Annotated in this window: 24 protein-coding genes; 6 read left to right on the top strand and 18 right to left on the bottom strand. The window is 60.4% G+C overall.

All coding sequences use genetic code 11. The annotated features are described in order from the left end of the window. The 7 genes from ybgF to ybgC form a co-directional block, all read right to left on the bottom strand. Positions 1-1,014, bottom strand: coding sequence for a tol-pal system protein YbgF (ybgF, locus tag DQ393_RS19700; protein ID WP_112343409.1), 1,014 nt, complete (start codon positions 1,012-1,014; stop codon positions 1-3). A 159-nt stretch (positions 1,015-1,173) separates the two neighbouring features. Continuing rightward, on the bottom strand, positions 1,174-1,707 hold the full coding sequence (pal, locus tag DQ393_RS19695; RefSeq protein ID WP_112343408.1) for a peptidoglycan-associated lipoprotein Pal: 534 nt from the start codon (positions 1,705-1,707) through the stop codon (positions 1,174-1,176). A gap of 152 nt (positions 1,708-1,859) precedes the next feature. Further along, positions 1,860-3,164, bottom strand: a complete 1,305-nt coding sequence (tolB, locus tag DQ393_RS19690) for a Tol-Pal system beta propeller repeat protein TolB (protein WP_112343432.1) — start codon at positions 3,162-3,164, stop codon at positions 1,860-1,862. 322 nt (positions 3,165-3,486) lie between these two features. Further along, positions 3,487-4,716, bottom strand: a complete 1,230-nt coding sequence (locus tag DQ393_RS19680) for a hypothetical protein (RefSeq protein WP_112343406.1) — start codon at positions 4,714-4,716, stop codon at positions 3,487-3,489. Between the two features lie 9 nt (positions 4,717-4,725). After that, positions 4,726-5,184: a protein TolR gene (gene tolR, locus DQ393_RS19675; RefSeq protein ID WP_069611827.1), complete on the bottom strand. Its 459-nt coding sequence runs from the start codon at positions 5,182-5,184 to the stop codon at positions 4,726-4,728. Positions 5,185-5,211: 27 nt separating this feature from the next. Next, complete coding sequence (tolQ, locus tag DQ393_RS19670) at positions 5,212-5,934, bottom strand: protein TolQ (RefSeq protein WP_112343405.1); 723 nt, start codon at positions 5,932-5,934, stop codon at positions 5,212-5,214. Between the two features lie 427 nt (positions 5,935-6,361). After that, complete coding sequence (gene ybgC / locus DQ393_RS19665; protein WP_112343431.1) at positions 6,362-6,817, bottom strand: tol-pal system-associated acyl-CoA thioesterase; 456 nt, start codon at positions 6,815-6,817, stop codon at positions 6,362-6,364. Positions 6,818-6,953: 136 nt separating this feature from the next. Between ybgC and DQ393_RS19660 the strand changes: the two genes are divergently transcribed. Genes DQ393_RS19660 through DQ393_RS19650 form a run of 3 tightly spaced genes read left to right on the top strand, consistent with a single transcriptional unit; the run spans position 6,954 to position 9,984 of the window. Further along, entirely contained in the window at positions 6,954-8,174 is a 1,221-nt protein-coding gene (locus tag DQ393_RS19660) for an NAD-dependent epimerase/dehydratase family protein (RefSeq protein WP_112343404.1), read from the top strand. Next, entirely contained in the window at positions 8,174-9,037 is an 864-nt protein-coding gene (locus tag DQ393_RS19655) for a glycosyltransferase (RefSeq protein ID WP_245430405.1), read from the top strand. Before DQ393_RS19660 ends, DQ393_RS19655 begins: the two co-directional genes overlap by 1 nt. Further along, positions 9,034-9,984 (top strand): NAD-dependent epimerase/dehydratase family protein, encoded by a 951-nt coding sequence (locus DQ393_RS19650; protein WP_112343403.1) that lies wholly within the window; start codon positions 9,034-9,036, stop codon positions 9,982-9,984. Before DQ393_RS19655 ends, DQ393_RS19650 begins: the two co-directional genes overlap by 4 nt. Here DQ393_RS19650 and DQ393_RS19645 read toward each other — a convergent pair. The 8 genes from DQ393_RS19645 to ruvC form a co-directional block, all read right to left on the bottom strand. Then, on the bottom strand, positions 9,929-10,492 hold the full coding sequence (locus DQ393_RS19645; RefSeq protein ID WP_112343402.1) for a DinB family protein: 564 nt from the start codon (positions 10,490-10,492) through the stop codon (positions 9,929-9,931). The genes DQ393_RS19650 and DQ393_RS19645 overlap by 56 nt on opposite strands. Before the next feature lie 11 nt (positions 10,493-10,503). Further along, on the bottom strand, positions 10,504-11,013 hold the full coding sequence (locus tag DQ393_RS19640) for an NUDIX hydrolase (protein ID WP_181592387.1): 510 nt from the start codon (positions 11,011-11,013) through the stop codon (positions 10,504-10,506). A 6-nt stretch (positions 11,014-11,019) separates the two neighbouring features. Beyond that, complete coding sequence (locus DQ393_RS19635; protein ID WP_112343401.1) at positions 11,020-11,922, bottom strand: metallophosphoesterase; 903 nt, start codon at positions 11,920-11,922, stop codon at positions 11,020-11,022. Continuing rightward, on the bottom strand, positions 11,923-12,963 hold the full coding sequence (gene ruvB, locus DQ393_RS19630) for a Holliday junction branch migration DNA helicase RuvB (RefSeq protein WP_075851554.1): 1,041 nt from the start codon (positions 12,961-12,963) through the stop codon (positions 11,923-11,925). A gap of 154 nt (positions 12,964-13,117) precedes the next feature. Beyond that, complete coding sequence (ruvA, locus tag DQ393_RS19625) at positions 13,118-13,732, bottom strand: Holliday junction branch migration protein RuvA (RefSeq protein WP_112343400.1); 615 nt, start codon at positions 13,730-13,732, stop codon at positions 13,118-13,120. Positions 13,733-13,744: 12 nt separating this feature from the next. Further along, positions 13,745-14,158, bottom strand: coding sequence for a type II toxin-antitoxin system VapC family toxin (locus tag DQ393_RS19620; RefSeq protein ID WP_112343399.1), 414 nt, complete (start codon positions 14,156-14,158; stop codon positions 13,745-13,747). A 2-nt stretch (positions 14,159-14,160) separates the two neighbouring features. Next, a complete protein-coding gene (locus DQ393_RS19615; RefSeq protein WP_069611835.1) occupies positions 14,161-14,412 on the bottom strand; it encodes an AbrB/MazE/SpoVT family DNA-binding domain-containing protein in 252 nt (83 codons plus the stop codon). 60 nt (positions 14,413-14,472) lie between these two features. Continuing rightward, complete coding sequence (gene ruvC, locus DQ393_RS19610; protein ID WP_095435719.1) at positions 14,473-14,985, bottom strand: crossover junction endodeoxyribonuclease RuvC; 513 nt, start codon at positions 14,983-14,985, stop codon at positions 14,473-14,475. Positions 14,986-15,177: 192 nt separating this feature from the next. Here ruvC and DQ393_RS19605 point away from each other — a divergent pair, with 192 nt between their 5' ends. Further along, a complete protein-coding gene (locus DQ393_RS19605; protein ID WP_112343428.1) occupies positions 15,178-16,176 on the top strand; it encodes an LLM class flavin-dependent oxidoreductase in 999 nt (332 codons plus the stop codon). 63 nt (positions 16,177-16,239) lie between these two features. On the opposite strand, the gene DQ393_RS19600 is transcribed toward DQ393_RS19605, so the two are convergent. From DQ393_RS19600 to DQ393_RS19590, 3 genes are all read right to left on the bottom strand, one after another. Continuing rightward, positions 16,240-16,677: a DoxX family protein gene (locus DQ393_RS19600; protein ID WP_112343398.1), complete on the bottom strand. Its 438-nt coding sequence runs from the start codon at positions 16,675-16,677 to the stop codon at positions 16,240-16,242. A gap of 102 nt (positions 16,678-16,779) precedes the next feature. Then, the gene (locus DQ393_RS19595; RefSeq protein WP_112343397.1) at positions 16,780-17,241 is read right to left on the bottom strand and encodes a tetratricopeptide repeat protein; all 462 of its coding nucleotides are present in this window, start codon (positions 17,239-17,241) and stop codon (positions 16,780-16,782) included. Positions 17,242-17,266: 25 nt separating this feature from the next. Beyond that, positions 17,267-18,241 carry an MBL fold metallo-hydrolase gene (locus tag DQ393_RS19590; RefSeq protein ID WP_112343396.1) on the bottom strand — a complete coding sequence of 325 codons (975 nt, stop codon included), beginning with the start codon at positions 18,239-18,241 and terminating at the stop codon, positions 17,267-17,269. Between the two features lie 343 nt (positions 18,242-18,584). On the opposite strand from DQ393_RS19590, the gene DQ393_RS19585 reads away from it, so the two are divergent. Then, positions 18,585-19,340, top strand: coding sequence for a sigma-70 family RNA polymerase sigma factor (locus DQ393_RS19585; RefSeq protein ID WP_181592389.1), 756 nt, complete (start codon positions 18,585-18,587; stop codon positions 19,338-19,340). Beyond that, positions 19,337-20,134, top strand: coding sequence for an anti-sigma factor family protein (locus tag DQ393_RS19580; protein WP_112343394.1), 798 nt, complete (start codon positions 19,337-19,339; stop codon positions 20,132-20,134). The genes DQ393_RS19585 and DQ393_RS19580 overlap by 4 nt, the downstream gene beginning before the upstream one ends. Positions 20,135-20,177 lie beyond the last annotated feature (43 nt).

Raw genomic sequence — 20,177 nt, 5'->3', positions numbered from 1 at the left:
TCAGCAGGCAAGCCGCTTCTCTTCGCTGGCGACCTTGCCGGTCACGGCTTTCGAGGCCTTCGGGTAGCGCTTGGTCACTTCGCGAAGCGTGGCGCAGGCCGTATCCTTGTTGTCAAGCGCGGCGAGCGACATCCCGAGCTTCAGGAGCATTTCAGGTGCCTTCTCCGAGCCGCTATATTTCTGATGCGCATTGAGGAAGGTCTTGGCGGCGTCGTTGTACTTGCCCTGCGAGTATAGCGCCTCTCCGAGCCAGAAATTCGCATCCGCGGCCCGCGTGCTGCTCGGATAGCTGTCGAGATACTGGCGGAACTCCTGTTCGGCGACACTATAGTCACCCGACAGGACATGGCCATAAGCGGCCTTGTACTGATCGTTTTCATTGCCAAGCGAGGCGGTCTGTGTCCCGGAGCCGGCGCTCGGCGGCGCGCCCGAGCCATTGTTGGCCCCCGAAATAGAGGAGCCGACCTGCTTGCCGCCCTGGTCGAACTGGATCGAACCAAGCTGGCTCGGCGGCTTGCCCGAGCCGCTTCCCTGTTGGGAAGCGACGTCATTGTTCTGCGAATCGCCGATGACGCCGGCAATATCATCCTGCCGCTGGCCGCCGGAGCCCGATGCCGGAACATCGGCTTCGCTCTTCTTCATTGTGCTGCCTGCAGCCGGCGCGCCACCGCGCTTTTCCAGCTGCTGGAAACGAAATTCATTGTCTTCCTGCGTCTTGCGGATCTGTTCCTGCATCTGCAGCAGCTGATAGCTCATTTCCTCGACACGGCCGTTCAGCTGGCGCATCTGATCTTCCAGCTGCTGCAGTCGGATCTCGGCATCGCTGCTTTGAACATTGACGACCGGTGCCTGGCCGTATTGCGCTTGTCTCTGATACACGTTGCTGGAAGCCGACTGCGTGGAGGCATCACGGCCTCCGAGGTGGATTCCGAACAGCGACAAGGCAGAAGCATCACGCTCACTACCTGCGAAGGCAGCGAGACAAAGCATGCTCGCCACGACAAGTTTTCTCATATGGATCGTCCTGTCTCATTGATTCTTCGGGCCAAGGGCTCGAACAGGAGATTTTTACAATTGCTCTCAAAAAGCAACGGAGTTCGGCCAAAGTGTGGTCAAAAAAGTAAAGGCGGCTGGGAGGCCGCCTTTATACATTCTCGACTGGCTTTTGACCTATCAGGAACCGGCGCCGTTGAGCACGGTGACGGCGCGGCGGTTCTGCGACCAGCAGGAAATATCGTCGCAGGTAGCGACCGGACGTTCCTTGCCGTAAGAGATCGTCTTCATGCGCTTGGCCGGGACACCGCGCGAAGCGAGATAATCACGGGTGGCAGCGGCGCGGCGAGCGCCGAGGGCCAGGTTGTATTCACGCGTGCCGCGCTCGTCGGCATGGCCTTCGACGGTGATCGCATAGTTCGGATAGCGGGCGAGCCACTGAGCCTGACGGTCGAGCGTCTGAGCGGCGTCGGAGCGGATCGAGGTGCTGTCGGTATCGAAGAAGATGCGATCGCCGACATTGACCGTGAAGTCTTGCGGCGAACCCGGAGTAGCATTGCCGGCACCGTTCAGGCCGAGACCGTTGGCATCGTTCGGCAGACCCTTTTTGGAAGCGCAGCCAGCCAGAGAAAGGCCGACGAAAAGCGCGATCATGATCGGGTTGCGGGCGAGGTTTTGCATGTGGCCAACGGCCGGGGTTGCGATGCGGCTCATAGCCGGTCTCTCCTTAAGTCTCTATCAGGGTTGCCAGACTGTAACCGGGTTCGGTTAATCCGATTCCAACAAATATGGTTAATGATGTCCTAAAATCGTCCCGAAAAGGTCCACTCACAGGACTTTGCGGCGATAACGTGGCAGGTCCTTCACTACTCGAGAAGCGGCGACCATGCCGGGTCGGAAGCAAAGCCGGGAGTCGGGATCTTCTGTTCGTTATAGCCGGTCAGGTCGATCGAATAGAGCTGCGGGCCGCCTGAACCGGCCGGCTGGCGGAAGAACATGATGACGCGGCCGTTCGGTGCCCAGGTCGGACCTTCGTTGTGGAAGCCCGTGGTCAGCAGTCGCTCGCCCGAACCGTCGGTCTTCATGACGCCGATGGAGAAGCTTCCGCCGGACTGCTTGGTGAAGGCGATGAGATCGCCGCGCGGCGACCAGACCGGCGTGGAGTACGAACCGTCACCGAAGGAAATGCGGCGCTGGTTGGAACCGTCCGCACCCATCACATAGATCTGCGGCTTTCCGCCGCGGTCGCTTTCGAAGGCGATCTGCGAGCCGTCGGGCGAATAGGACGGCGAAGTGTCGATGGCGGCCGTCGAGGTCAGGCGTGTCGTCGTGCGCGAGCGCAGGTCCATCGTGTAGATATTGGCATTGCCTTCCTGCTGCAGGCTCATGATCACGCGCTGGCCATCCGGCGAGAAGCGCGGCGAGAAGGTCATGCCGGGGAAGTTGCCGACCAGTTCGCGCTGGCCTGTCTGCAGCTGCAGCAGATAGACGCGCGGCTGCTGATTGGCGAAGGACATATAGGTCACCTCCTGCCGGTTCGGCGAGAAGCGCGGCGTCAGCACGAGATCGCTGCCGTCGGTCAGCATGCGGACGTTGGCGCCGTCCTGGTCCATGATGCCCAGCTGCGTCTTGCGGGCCGTCTTCGGGCCGCTTTCGGCAACGAAAACGACACGCGTGTCGAAGTAACCCTTCTCGCCGGTGATCTTCTGGTAGATCGCATCGGCAATGATGTGCGCGACACGGCGCCAGTTGTCCGGCTGGGCGAAGAACTGCTGACCGATCATCTGGCTGTTGCCGAACGTGTCCCACAGGCGGAACTCTGCACGAAGGCGGCCGCCTTCCTGCGTCACGCGGCCGGTGACCAGCGCCTGCGCATTAATCGATGTCCAGTCCTGGAAGCGCGGGGTCGAATCCGGATTGGTGATCTTCTCGATGAAGGCCTGCTTGTTGATCGGCGCGAACAATCCGGAGCGCTGCAGATCGGCTGCGATCACACCCGAGATCTGCGGGCCAAGGCTATCATTCGACAGAAGGTCGGTGATAGCGATCGGCATCGGCTGGACGTTGCCCTTGTTGATGTTGAGCTCGACCACGGCATAGGCCGGAGTGGCAAGGACTGCGGTCAGGCCTGCCAGCACCAGCAGGAGACGAACGAGGGATTTTCTGATCATATGTGCCAAGCCTTTCAGCATTAAAGCGCCATGTGGCCGGGATCGAAGTCCTGTAGGACGTCGACCCGGCTAGTTTCATTATCGAATTGAGCTTGCGGCAGGTTCTTGAAGGATGCCGCCCGAAGGACGGTACGCATCGCATTTGCCACCACGATTTTTTGAGTCTTCCCTGGACCGCCCCGCGGGACGACATCGGATTCTCCCGCGATCCGTCCATTGCTATCAAGCTTCAGGTAGGTCCGAATATGAACGTCCTTCGGGCCGGGAATATCCGGAGTGCCGATGCATGGACAGTGATTCGTCAAAAGCCGCACTTTCCGCATCACATTCCCAGGTCCGCTGCGCTGAAATTGACGACGACTTCCTGCCAGTCCTCATATTTGTCCGCCGGAAGAATCGTCATGAACTCCGATTGCGCGCGAAGGACCGCTCGTATAGCGGCGGACTGCATGGCACTTTGTGTCGAAGCCGGTCCACCGTTCGTCGTCGCTTCCGGCTCACCGACGATCTGCCCGGATTTGTCGAGCTTGAAGTGCACCTTGATTCGCACGTCGCCACCGCCTTCAAGACCAGGTGGGAGGTTCCAGTATTTCTGGATCAGATCACGCAAACCGTCCTGTTGGCTCTGGCTGAGCTTTCCGGCGCCAAGCGACTTCTTGCCGCCAAGCGAAGCGACCTGGGTATCGGCGCCTGCGGAAGCCTGCTGCGACGAGCGTTTCGCGCCACCCTTCGACGAAGTGTTGTTTAGAAGGTCGTTGATCTGATCGGCGAGACCATCGTCAAGGCCCTTGCTGGAGGCCTTCGGGGCCTGACGCTTCTTGTCAGCGTCCTTCTTGCCGTCGTCAGCCGATGTGGTCTTGCTGGTGCTCTGCGTCGTCGTCTTGTCGGTCGGCTTGGCCTCGGCCACCTTCACGTCCGGCTTCGGCGTCGGCTTGACTTCCGGCTTCTGCTCGGCAGCCTTCGGCGGCGTCGGCTGCGGCTTGATATCCGGCACAGGAACATTGTTCGGCAGCTGGATTTCAGCCTGCTCGGTCGGCTGCGGCGTCGGCGGGGTCGGCGTTGCATCGGCCTTCGGCGTCGGCGGCGTGGGGTCCGTCTTCGGTGTCGGAGTGGGCGTTACGTCTGGTTTCTGCTGCGGAATGGCGGCCACTTCCTTCGGGGCGGCTTCCGTTTCCTTCTGCTCGATCGTCTTGACGTCGTTCGGCCTCGGATCGTCCTGCGGTACTGGCGCATCCACCTTCTTCGGCGCCAGGGCCGCCGTGTCGCTCTCCGGCCTTTGCGTCGGCACGACAGGGTTCTTGATGTCGACTTTGTTCTCGCCGGTATTCTGGGCGTTGGCGACCTGATCCTGCTTGGTCGTCGGCTTGCGCGCGGCGTGATCCGTCACCGGCGCCTTCTTCTCGCCCTGCTGCAGTTGATCCGCCGTCACGATATCGACATCCATTGCCGTGCTTTCCGGCGTCTCCAGCGGCGCCGGCGCACTCAGCGACACCATGGCGCCGATCAGCACCAGGACGTGAATGACAGCAGAAGTGGCGAGACTGCGCTTCATGTCGGTTCGTCAGTGGTCCGTTATCTGCTGCGTAACCAGGCCGATATTCTTGTAACCGGCTTCCTGGATACGCGACATGACGTCGGCGATCACGCCGTAAGGCGCCTTGCCGTCGCCACGCACGAAAATGCGCTCGTTGTAGCCCGTGGTCGCGATCGCCTGCAGCTTGGCGGCGATTTCAGCGACATCGATCTGCGTTTCCTGCAGGAACACCTGGCCATCAGCCTTGATCGAGATGGTGATCGGCTGGGTCTGGGCGTTCAGTGCGCCTGCCTGGGTCTGCGGCAGGTCGATCGGCACGCCCGATGTCATCATCGGCGCCGCCACCATGAAGATGATCAGCAGCACGAGCATGACGTCGACCAGCGGCGTCACGTTGATATCGGCGATCGGGCCGCCCCGGCCTCCGCCGCGACGACCACCCCGGCGGCCTCCGCCGCCACCCTTGCCTCCAACAGACATTGCCATGTGAAATACTCCGGTTCTGTCCGCTACTTACTGCGCTGCCTGACGCGGCTGCAGCTTCTCATCGATCTGGCGCGAAAGGATGGCGGAGAATTCGTCCGCGAAACCTTCCATGCGGCCCGAGAGCTTGCCGGCATCGCCAGAAAACTTGTTGTAAGCGATAACGGCGGGGATAGCGGCGACCAGGCCGATGGCGGTTGCCAGCAGCGCTTCGGCGATACCAGGCGCAACAACCGCAAGGTTGGTCGACTTCGAACCGGCGATCGCCTGAAACGAGGTCATGATACCGACAACCGTACCGAAAAGACCGATGAACGGACCGGCAGAACCGATGGTCGCGAGCGATCCGAGGCGCGCCGTCAAATGTTCCGATTCACGCGCCAGCGTCACGTCCATGGCGCGGTCGATACGCATCTGCAGGCCGATCGGCGAGCGGGCGCCGCGCTCGAAGGACTTCTTCCATTCGCGCATGGCAGCGACGAAGATGGCGCTGAGGCCCGTATTGTTGCGCTCCGAAAGCGTGCGGTACAGTTCTTCGAGCGACTGGCCAGACCAGAAGACCTGCTCGAAATGATCGAACTGCCGGCGCGCTCGCGCATAGCTCAGATATTTGTCGATGACGATCGCCCAGGTCCATACGGACGCTGCCAGCAGGCCGATCATCACGAGCTTGACTACCAGGCCCGCCTGCATGAAGAGCGACCAGAGGGTGATGTCCGGTGTGGTGGCCGCCGCCAATGCTACTTGTTCCATTGATCCAAAATCCCCGAATCCAAACGCCCGGCGCTAGACCGGGCGGCTAAAAGTGATCTCACAAGAATTGTTTGGCAGCCGCCGCTGAACGCCCTGGTCAAGCCTTCCAAGCTTACAACTGCCTTCTTGCCGTCAAATTTGGTCAAAGGAAGGCGTGCACCGCACAACCTCCGACATAACCAGTAAGACACTATTATGGTTAAAAGAATGTTAGCGTCGAAACATGAAGGATTTAACGGCAGCGAAGGTTATTCTAGCTCCAGGGAGCTCCAGGGAAGAACTGACCGGACGAAACCGGCGGCAAACGCAGACAAAGCTTGCGCGGCGAATTCCTTCACATAAAACTCAAGTTATTGCAAGCAGCCTGTTTTCAACATGCGGTCTTTGCTCCCGCCGCGCGGCGAACGTGAAGACGCCAAATCCTTTGCTAGCCGGCATTCTCCGATGCCGCCAGCATCTGCGCCGCAAGCTTTTCCGGCAGACGGCGCGGGCGTCCTTTCGCGTTGATCACAGCGATGATGACCTTGGCGGCGATCAGCAATGTATCGCCGCGCCGTATCTCCTGGGACAGCACCATCTTGGCGCCGCCGGCCTTTTCCGTGACCGTTCGGATCGTCAGCACGTCATCCATGCGCGCCGGTCCCTTGAAATCGATCTCCATGCGATGGACGACGAAAACCAGCCCCTCTTCATCGGCATTCAGGAGTTCACGCTGTTCCACGCCGAGACAACGCAGATAGTCCGTGCGTCCGCGCTCGAGGAAATGCAGGTAGCGCGCGTGATAGACGAGGCCGGAAAAATCCGTATCCTCATAGTAGACTCGCTGCACCAGCCGGTGGCTTCCGGCTTCCAGTTCCCCAGCAATCAGAAAGGGGCTGTTCATCGTTGCCGCATCTCCTTGAATGTCCGGCATCTCTTTGGCCGAAGTTCTGCCATCAAGCAAGCTTTGAACAATTGTCATAAACTCCGACTATCCGGAATGGTGCCGGCTAGCGGATCGGCGCAGAAGGAAAAATCTCATGAAAATAGCGGTTATGGGCGGTGACGGATTCATCGGTTGGCCAACCTCGCTTCACCTCTCCGACGCCGGTCATGAGATCCACATCCTCGACAATCTTTCCCGCCGATGGATCGATACCGAACTCGGCGTCCAGTCGCTGACGCCGATGGATTCGATTCAGGAACGCACCCGTATATGGCACGCCGAAACCGGCCGCCGCATCCATTTCCACCTGATTGATCTGGCCAAGGACTATGAGCTCCTGAAGAAGTGGCTGGCCGAGCATCGCCCCGATGCCATCGTGCATTTCGCCGAGCAGCGCGCCGCGCCCTATTCGATGAAGAGCGACCGCCACAAGAACTACACGGTCAACAACAACGTCAATGCCACGCATAATCTCCTGAACGCGCTCGTCGAACTCAATCTCGACGCGCATCTCGTGCATCTCGGCACGATGGGCGTCTATGGCTATTCCACGGTGGGTGCCGCTATTCCGGAGGGCTATCTGCCCGTCGGCATCGACACGGCCGACGGTCGTACCGTCAGCCAGGAGATTCTCTATCCGGCCAATCCCGGCTCGATCTACCATATGACGAAGTGCCTCGATCAGCTGCTTTTCCAATTCTATGCCAAGAATGACGGGCTGAGGATCACCGACCTGCATCAGGGCATCGTCTGGGGTACCCACACCGAACAGACGCGCCGGCATGAGCAGTTGATCAACCGTTTCGATTACGACGGCGATTATGGCACGGTGCTCAATCGCTTCCTCATCCAGGCGGCCATCGGCTATCCCCTGACCGTACACGGCACCGGCGGCCAGACCCGCGCCTTCATCCATATTCAGGATTCGGTGCGCTGCATCGAACTCGCGCTAAAGAATCCGCCGGCTCGCGGCGCCCGCGTCGAGATCTACAACCAGATGACGGAAACGCATCGCGTGCGCGATCTCGCCGAGATGATCGCCAAGATGAGCGGCGCGGAAGTCGTCCGTCTGCCCAATCCGCGCAAGGAAGCGCCCGAAAACGACCTGATCGTCAAGAACGAAAAATTCCTCGATCTCGGGCTGGCGCCGATCACGCTTGAAGCCGGCCTTCTCAGCGAAATCGTCGACGTCGCCAGGAAATATGCCTATCGCGTCGATCGCTCGCGCGTCCCGGCCATCTCCGCCTGGACCAAGGATCTCGCCGCGACGGTCAACCATGATCCCGAGGGCAAGAGGCTGAAGTCCGTATCATGATGCTTGGAAGCGAAATGCTGCAAGGCTTGCGGCCTCACAGCCGCCCTCGTGCCGGGCAGGCATTCGTGACGCTCGTCACGAATGCCGATTATGCCATGGGTGCGCTGGCGCTTGCCCGCTCGATCGTGCGCAGCCGCACGAAAGCCGACATCGTCGTGTTGCATACCGAAGGGATCGGCGAAAACGACCTCGCCCCATTGGCAGCACTCGACTGCCGGCTGGTGGAAGTCGAGCATCTTCCCTTGTCGGATGCCTTCAACGAGCGGCATGCCCGCGGCAATCTTCACGCCGCCGCCCCATTCACCAAGGGCCGCAAGCCCTCCTTCCACACGCCGCTCGACAATTTCTGCAAGCTGCGACTCTGGCAACTGATCGAATACGGCACCTGCGTCTTCATCGATGCGGACGCGCTCGTATTGAGAAACGTCGATAGGCTCTTCGACTATCCTGAATTTTCGGCCGCCCCGAACGTCTATGAAAGCCTTGCCGATTTCCACCGGTTGAATTCGGGCGTCTTCGTCGCCAAGCCGTCGCTTGCGACCTTCCGGCATATGCTGGAGAGCCTCGACCGTCCCGACGTCTTCTGGCGGCGCACGGACCAGACCTTTCTCGAGACCTTCTTCCCGGATTGGCACGGCCTGCCGATCTTTATGAACATGCTGCAATATGTCTGGTTCAGCATGCCCGAGCTCTGGGATTGGAACAGTGTTTCGATCCTGCACTACCAGTATGAAAAACCTTGGGAGGAAAACCACCCCAAGGCGGAACAGCTGAGACCACTGATCGAGCTATGGCATAGCTTCCATGCCGGCGGAAACATGCCCGATATCGCCACGCTCGCAAATCCGCGGGCGGCGGCATGAAGATCCTGATCTCGGGCGGAACAGGCCTCGTCGGCCGATACATCGCCGAAGAGCTGTTATCAGCCGGATACAAGGTTGCGATCGGCGGACGCAATCCGCTTCCATCGGGCCTCTTTTCGCAGCCCGTCTCTTTCGTCCCCTTAAGCCTTGACCCGATGGAGAATCAGAGCGGCGCTTTCGACGATGCCTATTTCTTCGTGCACGCCGCCTTCAGCCATGTCGCCGGCAAATATCGCGGCGGCGAAGGGGACGATCCGGAAGGCTTTCGCCGGCTCAATCTCGACGGCTCGGTCAGGCTTTTCGAGACGGCGCGGAAGGCCGGCATTCGTCGCTGCATCTTTCTCTCCTCCCGTGCTGTCTATGGAGACAGGATTTCCGGAGAGGAGCTGACCGAGGCGATCAAGCTGATGCCAAACACGCTCTACGGTGAGGTGAAGCGCGACGCCGAACACGCACTTTTTTCTCTGTCCACGCCTGGCTTTGCGACCACGAGCCTGAGAGCGACAGGCGTCTATGGCGACCTGCGACCGAACAAATGGGGCGCGTTGTTCGACGACTATCTGAGCGGCAGGCCGGTTCCCCCGCGCTCTGGAACCGAGGTTCATGGCCGCGATCTAGGCCGCGCTATCCGTCTTTTGCTGGAGACGGAAGCTGCCCGCATTGACGGCCAAGCCTTCAATCTCTCCGATATACTCACCGACACGCGCGAAATCCTGGGGTATCTTCAAAGCGCAACCGGCTGTCCGCACGCGCTGCCAGCGCCTACGGCATACGAAACCAATGCCATGAATACGTCGAAGATCCGCGCGCTCGGATGGAAGGGCGGCGGAAAGGCGTTGCTACAGCGGACGATCGAAACGCTGGCGAAGACGATATCGCCACAAGTCGATCTCAGCGCATCAGCTTCGTTTCGTCCCAACCAAGCGCTGCCAATTCCTCGCCCCTGAAGCGCGCATCGTCGGAAACGATGAACTCATCGAGCTGCGGCGGCGCGACGCTGGCTCCGGCCAGCATGGCATGGGCCTGCCCGCGATGATGCGTCTGATGCTGGAACAGATGGTTCAGCACATCGTCCGCCCTCTCCCGCTGGATGCGGCCGTCGCGTTGAATATCGATGATCCGCATCGCGATCTCCGGCGTCAGCGCCTCGCAGAGAGCAACCAGCCGGCGATCGACGTCGGCCTGCTCCTGGCTCAACTCGTCCAGCCGGTCATACGGCTCCTCGATATCAAAAGCTTTGAGGCCCAGAGTGCCGCCTTCCAGCGCATCGACGTAGAACCAGTCGACCGTCAGGATATGATTGAGGGTTGCCTTGATCGACGGAAAGAAGCTGACGCGCTTGGCCTCGAATTCGCCGGGCTGGAGGGCCGCACAGGCACGATGCAGCCGGACATTCGCCAATGCATTGTTATAGGCAAGCTTGCGAAAGCTGCGAACCGGATCGAAAGCGGACATAAGCCTCCTCCTCAAGCCTTGTCGAGATCACCATCCCGCCAGACGAGATGGCGAGACGTCAGCGGCAAGGCCTCGATTTCTTCGGCGATGAAATAGGGCGGGATGTCGAGTGCAATCAGCGCATCGCGCGTCGCCCGCACCCATTTGAACTCCAGATCGTTGTCGCCATCCTGAATGCGATGCACGATTTCCTTCGAATCGAAGGGAAAGTCGGCAGGAATCTCCATCAGATAATAGAGGCCGAGCTCATGCCAATCCATCTCTTCGTAATGGAAGAAATTCTCGACCGACCAGAGCAGACGCCCGACCGTAACGTTAACGCCGATCTCCTCCATCATCTCCCGCCGCAACGTCTCTTGCGAGGTCTCGCCGATCTCCGCGCGGCCGCCGGGAAAAGTCCAGAAATGCTCGTGCACGGCGCGATGCACCAGGACATGGCCGTCCCGAAATCCAAGGCCCGCAACGCGCATCTGGAAGCGCTGGGGACCAGCATTCAATCTGATGAGTTTGCGTTTCGACATGATCCCCTATCCCACGTCGATCACGACGATTTCAGGCGGAACGCCGAAGCGGACCGGCGCGATGGAACAGCCGAGGCCGCCGGATACGATGATATGGCGCGCCTCCTCGACGATGTGGCCATAGACATACCGGTCGCCATAGCGCGAAGGCGAATAGGGCGACCAGCCGAAAATCCTCACCTGCCCGCCATGCGTATGCCCCGACAAAGTGAGCGAGACACGCTGGGGAACGGCGGGAAAGATATCGGGCTCATGGGCGAGAAGGATCACAGGCGCATCATCGCCGACCTGCGCCAGCGTGCCGCCGAGATCGTCCAGCCCCTTGGTGAAGGGACGCTTCCAGCGCATGCTCCGGCGCAGCGCGAGCTGATCCTCGACGCCGGCAAGCCAGAAGCCTTGTCCGTTCTTCTCCAGGCGTGCCGCGCGGTTGGAATAGACTTCGATGCCAACAGCTTCCAATGCCCGATGGCTGAATGTCGGCCCATGGCCGGTTCTTTGCGCGCTCGAATCATGCCACCAATCATGATTGCCGAGGATGGCATGAACCCCGAGCGGCGCCTGCAGCTTTGCCAGTTCCGCCGCCCAGATACGATGATCGACGCGTGAGGTAATAAGGTCCGTTCCCGACGTATAATCGCCGAGCAGCAAAATAATGTCGCCGCCGAGCTGGTTTGCGCGGTCACAGATCGAAGCGATGCGCTCGGCATTCATCCATGGCTCGCAGGCATGAAAATCGGCAAGCGCCACGATCCTGAGCTTCAGCCCAGGCGCCCATCCCGGCGGGACCAAGGCGTAGCGGGTGACATTGAGACGAACGACCGGCTCATAGCCGAAGGCATATCCCCCGAGTGCCATCAATCCGAACATGCTGCCGCCGAAAAGCTTCAGGAAGGCACGACGGCCGAGCATTCAATCTTCCTCCCGGAACAACCCGAACTGCGCGGCCTCCAGATCCTTGGGTGGCTGCAGGCCGAGATGTTTCCAGGCAATCGCGGTCAAAACACGGCCGCGCGGCGTGCGTTGGATAAAGCCCTGCTGGATCATGTAGGGCTCGATAATATCCTCGATCGCATCCCGCGGCTCGGAAAGCCCGGCGGCTATGGTCTCGATACCGACCGGCCCGCCGCCAAAATTGACCGCGATCATATTGAGGTAGCGCTTGTCGAGCTGGTCGAAGCCGACATTGTCAACGAGAAGCCGTGTCAGCGCCTCGTCGGCAATCTCGCGCGTCACCGCTTCGACCTTGGCGACCTCGGCGAAATCGCGCACGCGGCGCAGCAAGCGGCCGGCGATGCGCGGCGTGCCGCGGGCGCGTCTTGCAATCTCGCGCGCACCCTCGTCGGTCATACCGAGGCCCATCAGCCTCGCACCGCGCCGAACGATCAGCTCCAGCTCTTCGACCGTATAGAAACTCAGACGTACCGGAATGCCGAAACGGTCGCGCAGCGGCGTCGTCAGCAAGCCGAGGCGGGTGGTGGCAGCAACCAGCGTGAACTTGGCGAGATCGATTTTCACCGAACGCGCCGCCGGGCCTTCGCCGATAATGAGATCGAGCTGGAAATCTTCCATCGCAGGATAGAGGATTTCTTCGACGGCCGGATTGAGCCGATGGATCTCGTCGATGAAGAGTACGTCGCGCTCTTCGAGATTGGTGAGCAGCGCCGCCAGATCGCCCGCCTTGGCGATGACCGGACCGGACGTCGAGCGAAAGTTGACGCCGAGTTCCTTGGCCATGATCTGCGCCAAGGTCGTCTTGCCGAGGCCGGGTGGGCCGACGAACAGCACATGATCCAGCGCCTCGCCCCGCCCCTTGGCCGCCTCGATGAAGACCTTCAGATTGGCGCGCGCTTCCGCCTGGCCGGTAAACTCGTCCAGCGATTGCGGCCTGAGCGTCGCATCGATGTCTTCGCCCCGCTTTTCCGGCGATATCAGACGTGCGGCTTCACTCATGTCAGAGGTTCCATTTCCGGTATGCGTTTTGCGGCTCCCGCGCCGAAGGCAGCATTTATTCTGCCGCACTCAAAAATAGTCTTTGACGACGGAGCACCCCATGTCGATCTCTCGACTTTGCGACAATAGTAAGGATTGCGGAAGGTGCAAAGCCTCACCGCGACAGTTCCTTCAAGCCGAGGCGGATCAGCTTGGCGCTGTCGGCACCCTCGCCAGCTGCCTTCATTGCCGCGGCGATGGCGTTGGCGGCCTGATCGCGGGAATAGCCGAGATTGGTCAGCGCCGAGACGGCGTCGGCAACGGGCGCTGCGGCAACACCTTCCCCAAGCTCCTGCTTGAGCCCGATATTGGCGGCATCGCCGGCAAAGGCGGGTGCCTTGTTCTTCAGTTCCGTCACGATACGCATGGCGACCTTCGGGCCGACACCGGGCGCCCGCGAAACGGCAGCACGATCCTGCAAGGCGATCGCATTGGCAAGCTCGGCCGGCGTCAGGGTCGACAGCAAAGCCAGCGCCACCTTCGCGCCCACGCCTTGAACCGTCTGCACGATGTTGAACCATTCGCGCTCCAGCGCCGTCATGAAGCCGAAAAGGCGGATCTGGTCTTCACGGACATAGGTCTCGATGAAGAGAATGCAGGCCTCGCCGACCGAACCGAGTTTCGACAGCGTCCGGGCCGAGCAATAGGCGACGTAGCAAACGCCGTGCACGTCCACGAGCACATAGTCTTCGCCGATCTCTTCGATTGTGCCTTTCAGCTTGCCGATCATGGATAATGTCCGTCAGGGATGGGTTTCGGGGGTGATGAGGTCGAGCGAGGGAAAGTAGGAGCGGTAACCCTTCGGATCTCGCGTCAATATGGAATAGCCGCGCACTGCAGCGTGTGCTCCGATCAGAAAGTCTGGAAGAATGCGGTCTCTTCCACCGCCAGCCTGCCGATAAACCCTAAAAGCCGCTGCTGCGGCAAATGCTGCTGGCCAGGGAAGGCTTTCACGGCGAAATTCGCTTTGCGGCAGCAGCTCGTCCACTTGATCCATGCTGCTATAACGCACAGAGAATTCCGCGTAGATAATGGGGTTGATAACCACCGGTCCTCGCTTGAAAGCTGAAAGAACCTGCCCACTGGACCAGCCGTGCCAGGCTGAACCAGATATCGCCAGATCAACCAACACATTCGTGTCGACGATGGTGACCATGCCTACCGGTCACGCGTCATCGACATCAGCGCTTCGGCGTCGATATCCTGATCACCGGTGCCTTCCAGGCGCTTGAGGGTAGCCATGAACCGATCGAGCCGCTGCCGATCCTCAATCTCCCGCTTGCCGTTCTTGGGCGAAACAACCAGCTTTCCATCCTCGATGGAGAATATGACCTCGCTGTTGAGCTCTATGCCAGCCAACTGACGCAAGTCGCGGGGGATAGTCACCTGTCCCTTGGATGTCACACGCATTCTTACTCTCCAATTACAAAGTAAGAATTATCATTACCATGGGAACAAGTCAAGAACAAACTATCCGGCCAGTGCTGCCTGCCGCAGTCTGCTGGTGCCGCGGTTATGGGCATGGCATATGGCGATAGCCAGCGCGTCGGCGGCGTCATTGCCCTTGAACTCGACCTTGGGCATCAGGATCTTCAACATCATGTGGATCTGCTGCTTCTCGCCGTGGCCGACGCCGATGACGGCCTTCTTGACGGCATTCGGCGCATATTCCGACACCGGCAGGCCGGCGCGTGCCGGCACCAGCATGACGACGCCCCGCGCCTGCCCAAGCTTCAGCGTCGCCACCGCATCCTTGTTGACGAAGGTCTGTTCGACCGCGGCCTCATCCGGTTTGTAGCTGTGCACGATATCGGCAAGACCGTCATGAAGCTGACAAAGGCGGGATGCGAGATCCATGTCGCCATCCGACGTCACGGTTCCCGACGCGACGAAACGCAGGGAGTTGCCTAGGGTATCGATGATACCCCAGCCGGTGCGGCGTAAGCCCGGATCGATGCCGATGATGCGAATCGTATTTTGCATGGATCAAACCTATCTTTCAGGCCCGACATGTGCCAGCGAAATGTGAACAAAACAAAAACAAGGGACAGATTGCGATTGCCGGAGCCGCGCTGAAAACATCGTGACGAAATTGCGGCGACAGGGTTTGGAATAGGCGTGCAGTGCTCCTACATGTGCAAGCAACCCCTCCTTTCCACCACGCAGGTTCTTGCCATGGTTCCCTTTTCCATCCTCGATCTTTCGCCCGTTGCCGAAGGCAGCACCATCAGCCAGTCCTTCGAGAGTTCGAAGCGCATGGCGCAGAAGGCGGAAGAGCTGGGCTACAACCGATTCTGGCTTGCCGAGCATCACGGCATGCCGGGTGTCGCCAGCGCCGCGACGTCGGTCGTCATCGGCCATGTCGGCGCGGCAACCTCGCGCATCCGCATCGGTTCGGGCGGCGTCATGCTGCCGAACCACTCACCGCTGGTGATTGCCGAGCAATTCGGCACGCTGGAAGCATTGTTTCCCGGCCGCGTCGATCTCGGCCTTGGGCGCGCGCCGGGCACGGACATGCGCACGGCGCAAGCCCTGCGGCGCAATATCGATGCCGGTGCGCAGAGTTTCCCGCAGGATATCGTCGAACTGCAGCACCTCTTCAGCCCGGCCGACGATAATCAGGTCATCCTTGCCGTTCCCGGCCATGGCGCCAACATCCCCATCTGGCTGCTCGGCTCCAGCCTTTACAGCGCCCATCTCGCCGCCATGCTCGGCCTGCCCTATGCCTTCGCCTCGCATTTCGCGCCGGAAGCCCTGATGGATGCCATCGCCATCTACCGTGAGCGCTTCACGCCCTCGGCCACGATCGATAAGCCCTATGTGATGGTCGGCGCCATGGGCGCTGTGGCCGATACGGACGAAGAAGCGCAGTATCACTTCACCTCCGCCCAACAGCAATTCGTCAATCTCCGCCGCAACGTGCGCGGCCCCTTCCCGCGCCCGCGCAGCGACATGGACGATTTCTGGACGCCGATGGAAAAGCTGAATGTGGAAAATACGCTGCGCTATGCCATCGTTGGCTCACCTGAGACGGCCGAAAAGAAGATTTCGCAGTTCATCCGGGATACGGAGGCTGATGAAGTGATCATTTCGATGCCGATCCATGACATCAAGGCGCGGCTGAAGTCGGTGGAACTCTTCGCAACGCTTCCGAGCTTCAAGAAGGTTTCCTGATTCTCAAAACAGTCCAATTGGTGAGCAGAAACCCGTTGGTCGGCTCACCGGCCAATCGACGGCTCAAGCCACGAGCCTCGTCTTCCAGTGGCGCCGGATGAGTATGTCGAGCGACAGCTTGCCGGCGCCGGCGACGGTCAGCGCGAACATGCCGCCGGCGATCGCCAAATCCTTTTCGAAATGCAGCAGCTCGTTGTGGCTGGCGAAGTTCGTGTGAAAGAGCATCGCCGTCAGCAAGCAGAACAGGCCGAGGCCAAATGCGGCCAACCGGGTCATCAGGCCAAGCGCAATGGCGAGACCCGCGCCAAGCTGCAGCACGATGGTTGCAACCGCGATGGGAGCCGTGACACCAAGCCTGGCCATGGCATCCAAGGCATTGTCCAAATTGCTGGCAAGTTCGATGCCCTCTTCCAGGAAGAGCAGCGACAGCAGTATGCGACCGAACAGCAATGCCATATCGGTCATGTTCACGAGAACTGCACTCCCCTCTTCGAATTCCATGACCATCTCCTTCCCGTCAGATTCATAGATTTCCGATCCTGTCCGGCGGTATCCCCACGACATGATCGAATGGAAGGGCACCGGATCGTTTGAAACACAGCGTCAGTTGGTTGCCTTGGCGGAGATCGCCTTGGTCAGGTCCTCAAGCTCCTCGCATCCACTAGGGCAAAGCTTGGTCAGCGTTGCCAGCTGCTCGCGGGCTTTGGGCATATCACCGGTCTCGACATAGAGTTCGCCGAGATATTCGTGCGCGCCCTTATGATTCGGCTGCAGTTCCAGGGCCTTGGTGTAGTAGGTCAGCGATGTCTTGAAGTCGCCGGTCTTGCGCAGGGTGAAGCCCATCAGATTGTAGACATCGGCCTGCTCGTGCTCCTCGGCGATATCGCGAAGCTCGGCGAGTGCTCCGGCATAGTCCTTGGCGGCGATCTTGGCACGCACGGAGGTCAGGTCCGGCGCATCGGTCGATTCCATATTATCGACGGCAAAGGCAACGCCTGCCGTTGCGGCCGGAAGGATGGCGACAGCGCACAGGCCGGCGATCCCGAAAATGGCATGTCTGAACATGGTAGTTGCTCCTCTTTCTGGCCACTCAGGCCTGGATGGTGGGGGTAAATCCGTAGGCATTGCCGTCCTTGACGAAAGTGCCGGAGCCCGGGAATGGGAAGTGCGAGCCGCAGATCCTGATCTTGTCGGCAATGACGCGGTCGATCAGCCTGCGGCGGGTGGCGACGGCCATCGGGCCGTCCTGGTCGTAGGTACCTTCCCATTCCGGATGAGGTGCGAGCAGCGCCGGCACATACATGATATCGGCCGAGACCATCAGCTGTTCGCTACCGCCATCGATGAGGAAGACCGAATGGCCGGGCGTGTGACCATAGGCGGCCAGCATATGCACGCCGGACGCCACTTCCGCATTGTCGTCGACCAGCTTCCAGTTCTTCCATGTCGGGAAGACGGAGGCGATGCGCCGGCCGGCTTCCTTGCGGCCCTCCGCCAGCTTGTCGACACGGCCGGGATCGGTCCACCAGTTGTATTCGGCCGCGTTGACGACCAGCTCGGCATTCGGGAAGACGGCCGCATTCGTTCCCTTTTCCATCAGGCCCCAGACGTGGTCGGGATGGAAATGCGAGATCATGATCGTATCGATCTTCTTGTAGTCGATGCCGGCGGCAGCCATGTTGGCTGGCAGATGCGTGGCATTGGTCTGCCACTGTCCGACACCGGAGCCGGCGTCCATCATGATCTTGCGGCCGCCAATATCGAGGACGACGACGGTCAGCGGAATGGGCATGAAGTCGGTGGTCAGACCGGCCTTGGAAAGCGCTTCCTTGGTGTCTTCGACGGAGGCGTTCTTGATGAAGGCCGGATCGTGCGGCTTGCGCCAGATGCCGTCATAGATGGCCGTGACCTCGATCGAACCGACCTTGTATTTGTAGAAGCCGACCGTCGGCTCCAGCGGCGTGGCGGCAAAGGCTTGCGGTATGAATTCGAGCTTCGACGACAGCCCGAAGGCTGCCGCAGCTGCAGCCGTGCCGAGCACGGCGCGGCGGGTCATATCAAACATCGCGGTATCTCCTCGGGATTATGGCTTTTCGGGCCAGGCGGAGGTCGCAAGCGATCGCGGCCGTCCACTGAGGAAGAAGATCGATGGTGATGAGCGCTTATTCCCCCTCGACCGAAGATTTCTTGCAAGCCATTGAAATCTATTTGATTATTTTAGCGGTGAGGGATTGGCGGACGGGATGACGGACATTCCGCATTCCCTCGCCTTTGATTTTTTCATCCGACCGGGAATAAAACCCGCGCAAGCGCGATCTAGCCTCTCAGGCAACATTGCAAGCGCCTTAGCTGAAGCTTACAGTCAGCAGCGGCGTTTTGCGGGGATCACGATGACAGACGCCCGATCTATGAGTTCGATGATACTTGGCGGCCAGCCCCGCCCATGGACATGGCACTCGCCGCAAAACACCGCGATCGGCAGGTTTGCCCGATTTCTGGCTCGCCTGCGCCGTTTCATTGCCGAGGCAAAGCCCGGCAATCACGCCGTCCAGATGGCGGTCGCTCAATCCGCTGCCAGCGCGGAGCCATTGAAGCACGCGACCGCGCTGCCCGACGAGAGCATGCGCCGCTTCCAGCAAACGATCATCCCGCATCTCGACGCCGCTTATAATTTCGCGCGTTTCCTGAGCCGTGATGCCGATGCCGCGCAGGATATCGTGCAGGAGGCCTATCTTCGCGCCTATCGCGGCTTCGGCGGCTTTCGCGATGGCGATGCCCGCGCATGGACCTTCACCATCGTCCGCAACTGCTATCACGCCTGGCTGCAGGAGGGGCGGCGCAAGACCCGCTATGAGCAGCCGATGTCGGACGAACGGGATTCGGATGAAGGCTCGCCTTCCCCTGATCCCGCCTCCGAGGAGGATACGCCCGAGGCGGCCTTCATCCGCAAGTCGGAAACGCAGCGCGTGCGCGAGGTCATCAACAGGCTGCCTGATGCCATGCGCGAGGTTCTGGTCCTGCGCGAACTCGAGGATCTCTCCTACAAGGAAATCGCCGAGATCATCGATGCGCCGATCGGCACCGTCATGTCGCGCCTCGCCCGCGCCCGCCGTGATTTCGGCGAAGTCTGGCGCAGCCTCGAAGGAAAAGGGGCGGCACGATGAACGGCGGAGACCATAATGATCACGGCGAATGGAACGACCTGCTGCACGGCTTCATCGACGGCGAACTTGACGCAGCCAATGCCGCGCGCTTCGAGGCACATCTGGCCACCTGCCGGGACTGCGCCGGCGAGATGGAGAATGCCCTGATGGTCAAGCGTCTTTCCGCACGCGAGGGTGTAAAATGGCAGGCGCCTGATACCGTCCATGCCCGCGTGCAGGCGGCACTCACGCTGGAGCAATCCATGATGAGGCGCGCAGCCGTGAGCCACACGGAGAGCCCGTGGCAGCATGTCTGGCGGCTCGTGCGCGAATGGAGCTTCGTGCCCTCGCTTGCCGTTCTCGCCGCCAGCCTCATGCTGGTGCTGAACGTGCAGCAGCAGAGCCAGACGATCGAGGATCAGCTTCTCGCAAGCCATGTGCGCTCGATGCTCGCCGACCATCTGACCGACGTGCTGACCTCAGACCAGCACACGGTCAAACCATGGTTCAACGGCAAGATCGATTTCTCCCCGCCCGTGGTCGATCTGGCGACACAGGGCTTCCCTCTCGTCGGTGGCAGGGTGGATTATCTCGACGGGCGGGTGGTGGCGGCGCTGATCTATCGCCGGCACGGCCATGTCATCAATCTCTTCATCTGGCCGGGCGCTGCGCGAGCCAAAAACAATGCCGAGAAGGAGGGCTACAATTTCGTCGAATGGCATGCGGATGGACTGGTCTTCTGGGCAGTCTCCGATGTCGCCGCACCGGATCTCTTCACCTTCCGCGACGATTTTATCCGCGCGACAGCTCCATAACGCGAAAAGCCGGCTGCGTTTCTACAGCCGGCTTTTCTTGAAT

Source organism: Martinezella tropici, from assembly GCF_003287875.1.
GTDB classification, from domain to species: domain Bacteria; phylum Pseudomonadota; class Alphaproteobacteria; order Rhizobiales; family Rhizobiaceae; genus Rhizobium; species Rhizobium tropici_C.
The sequence above is the reverse complement of the archived record's forward strand: the minus strand, read 5'-3'. Positions and strand labels throughout refer to the sequence as shown.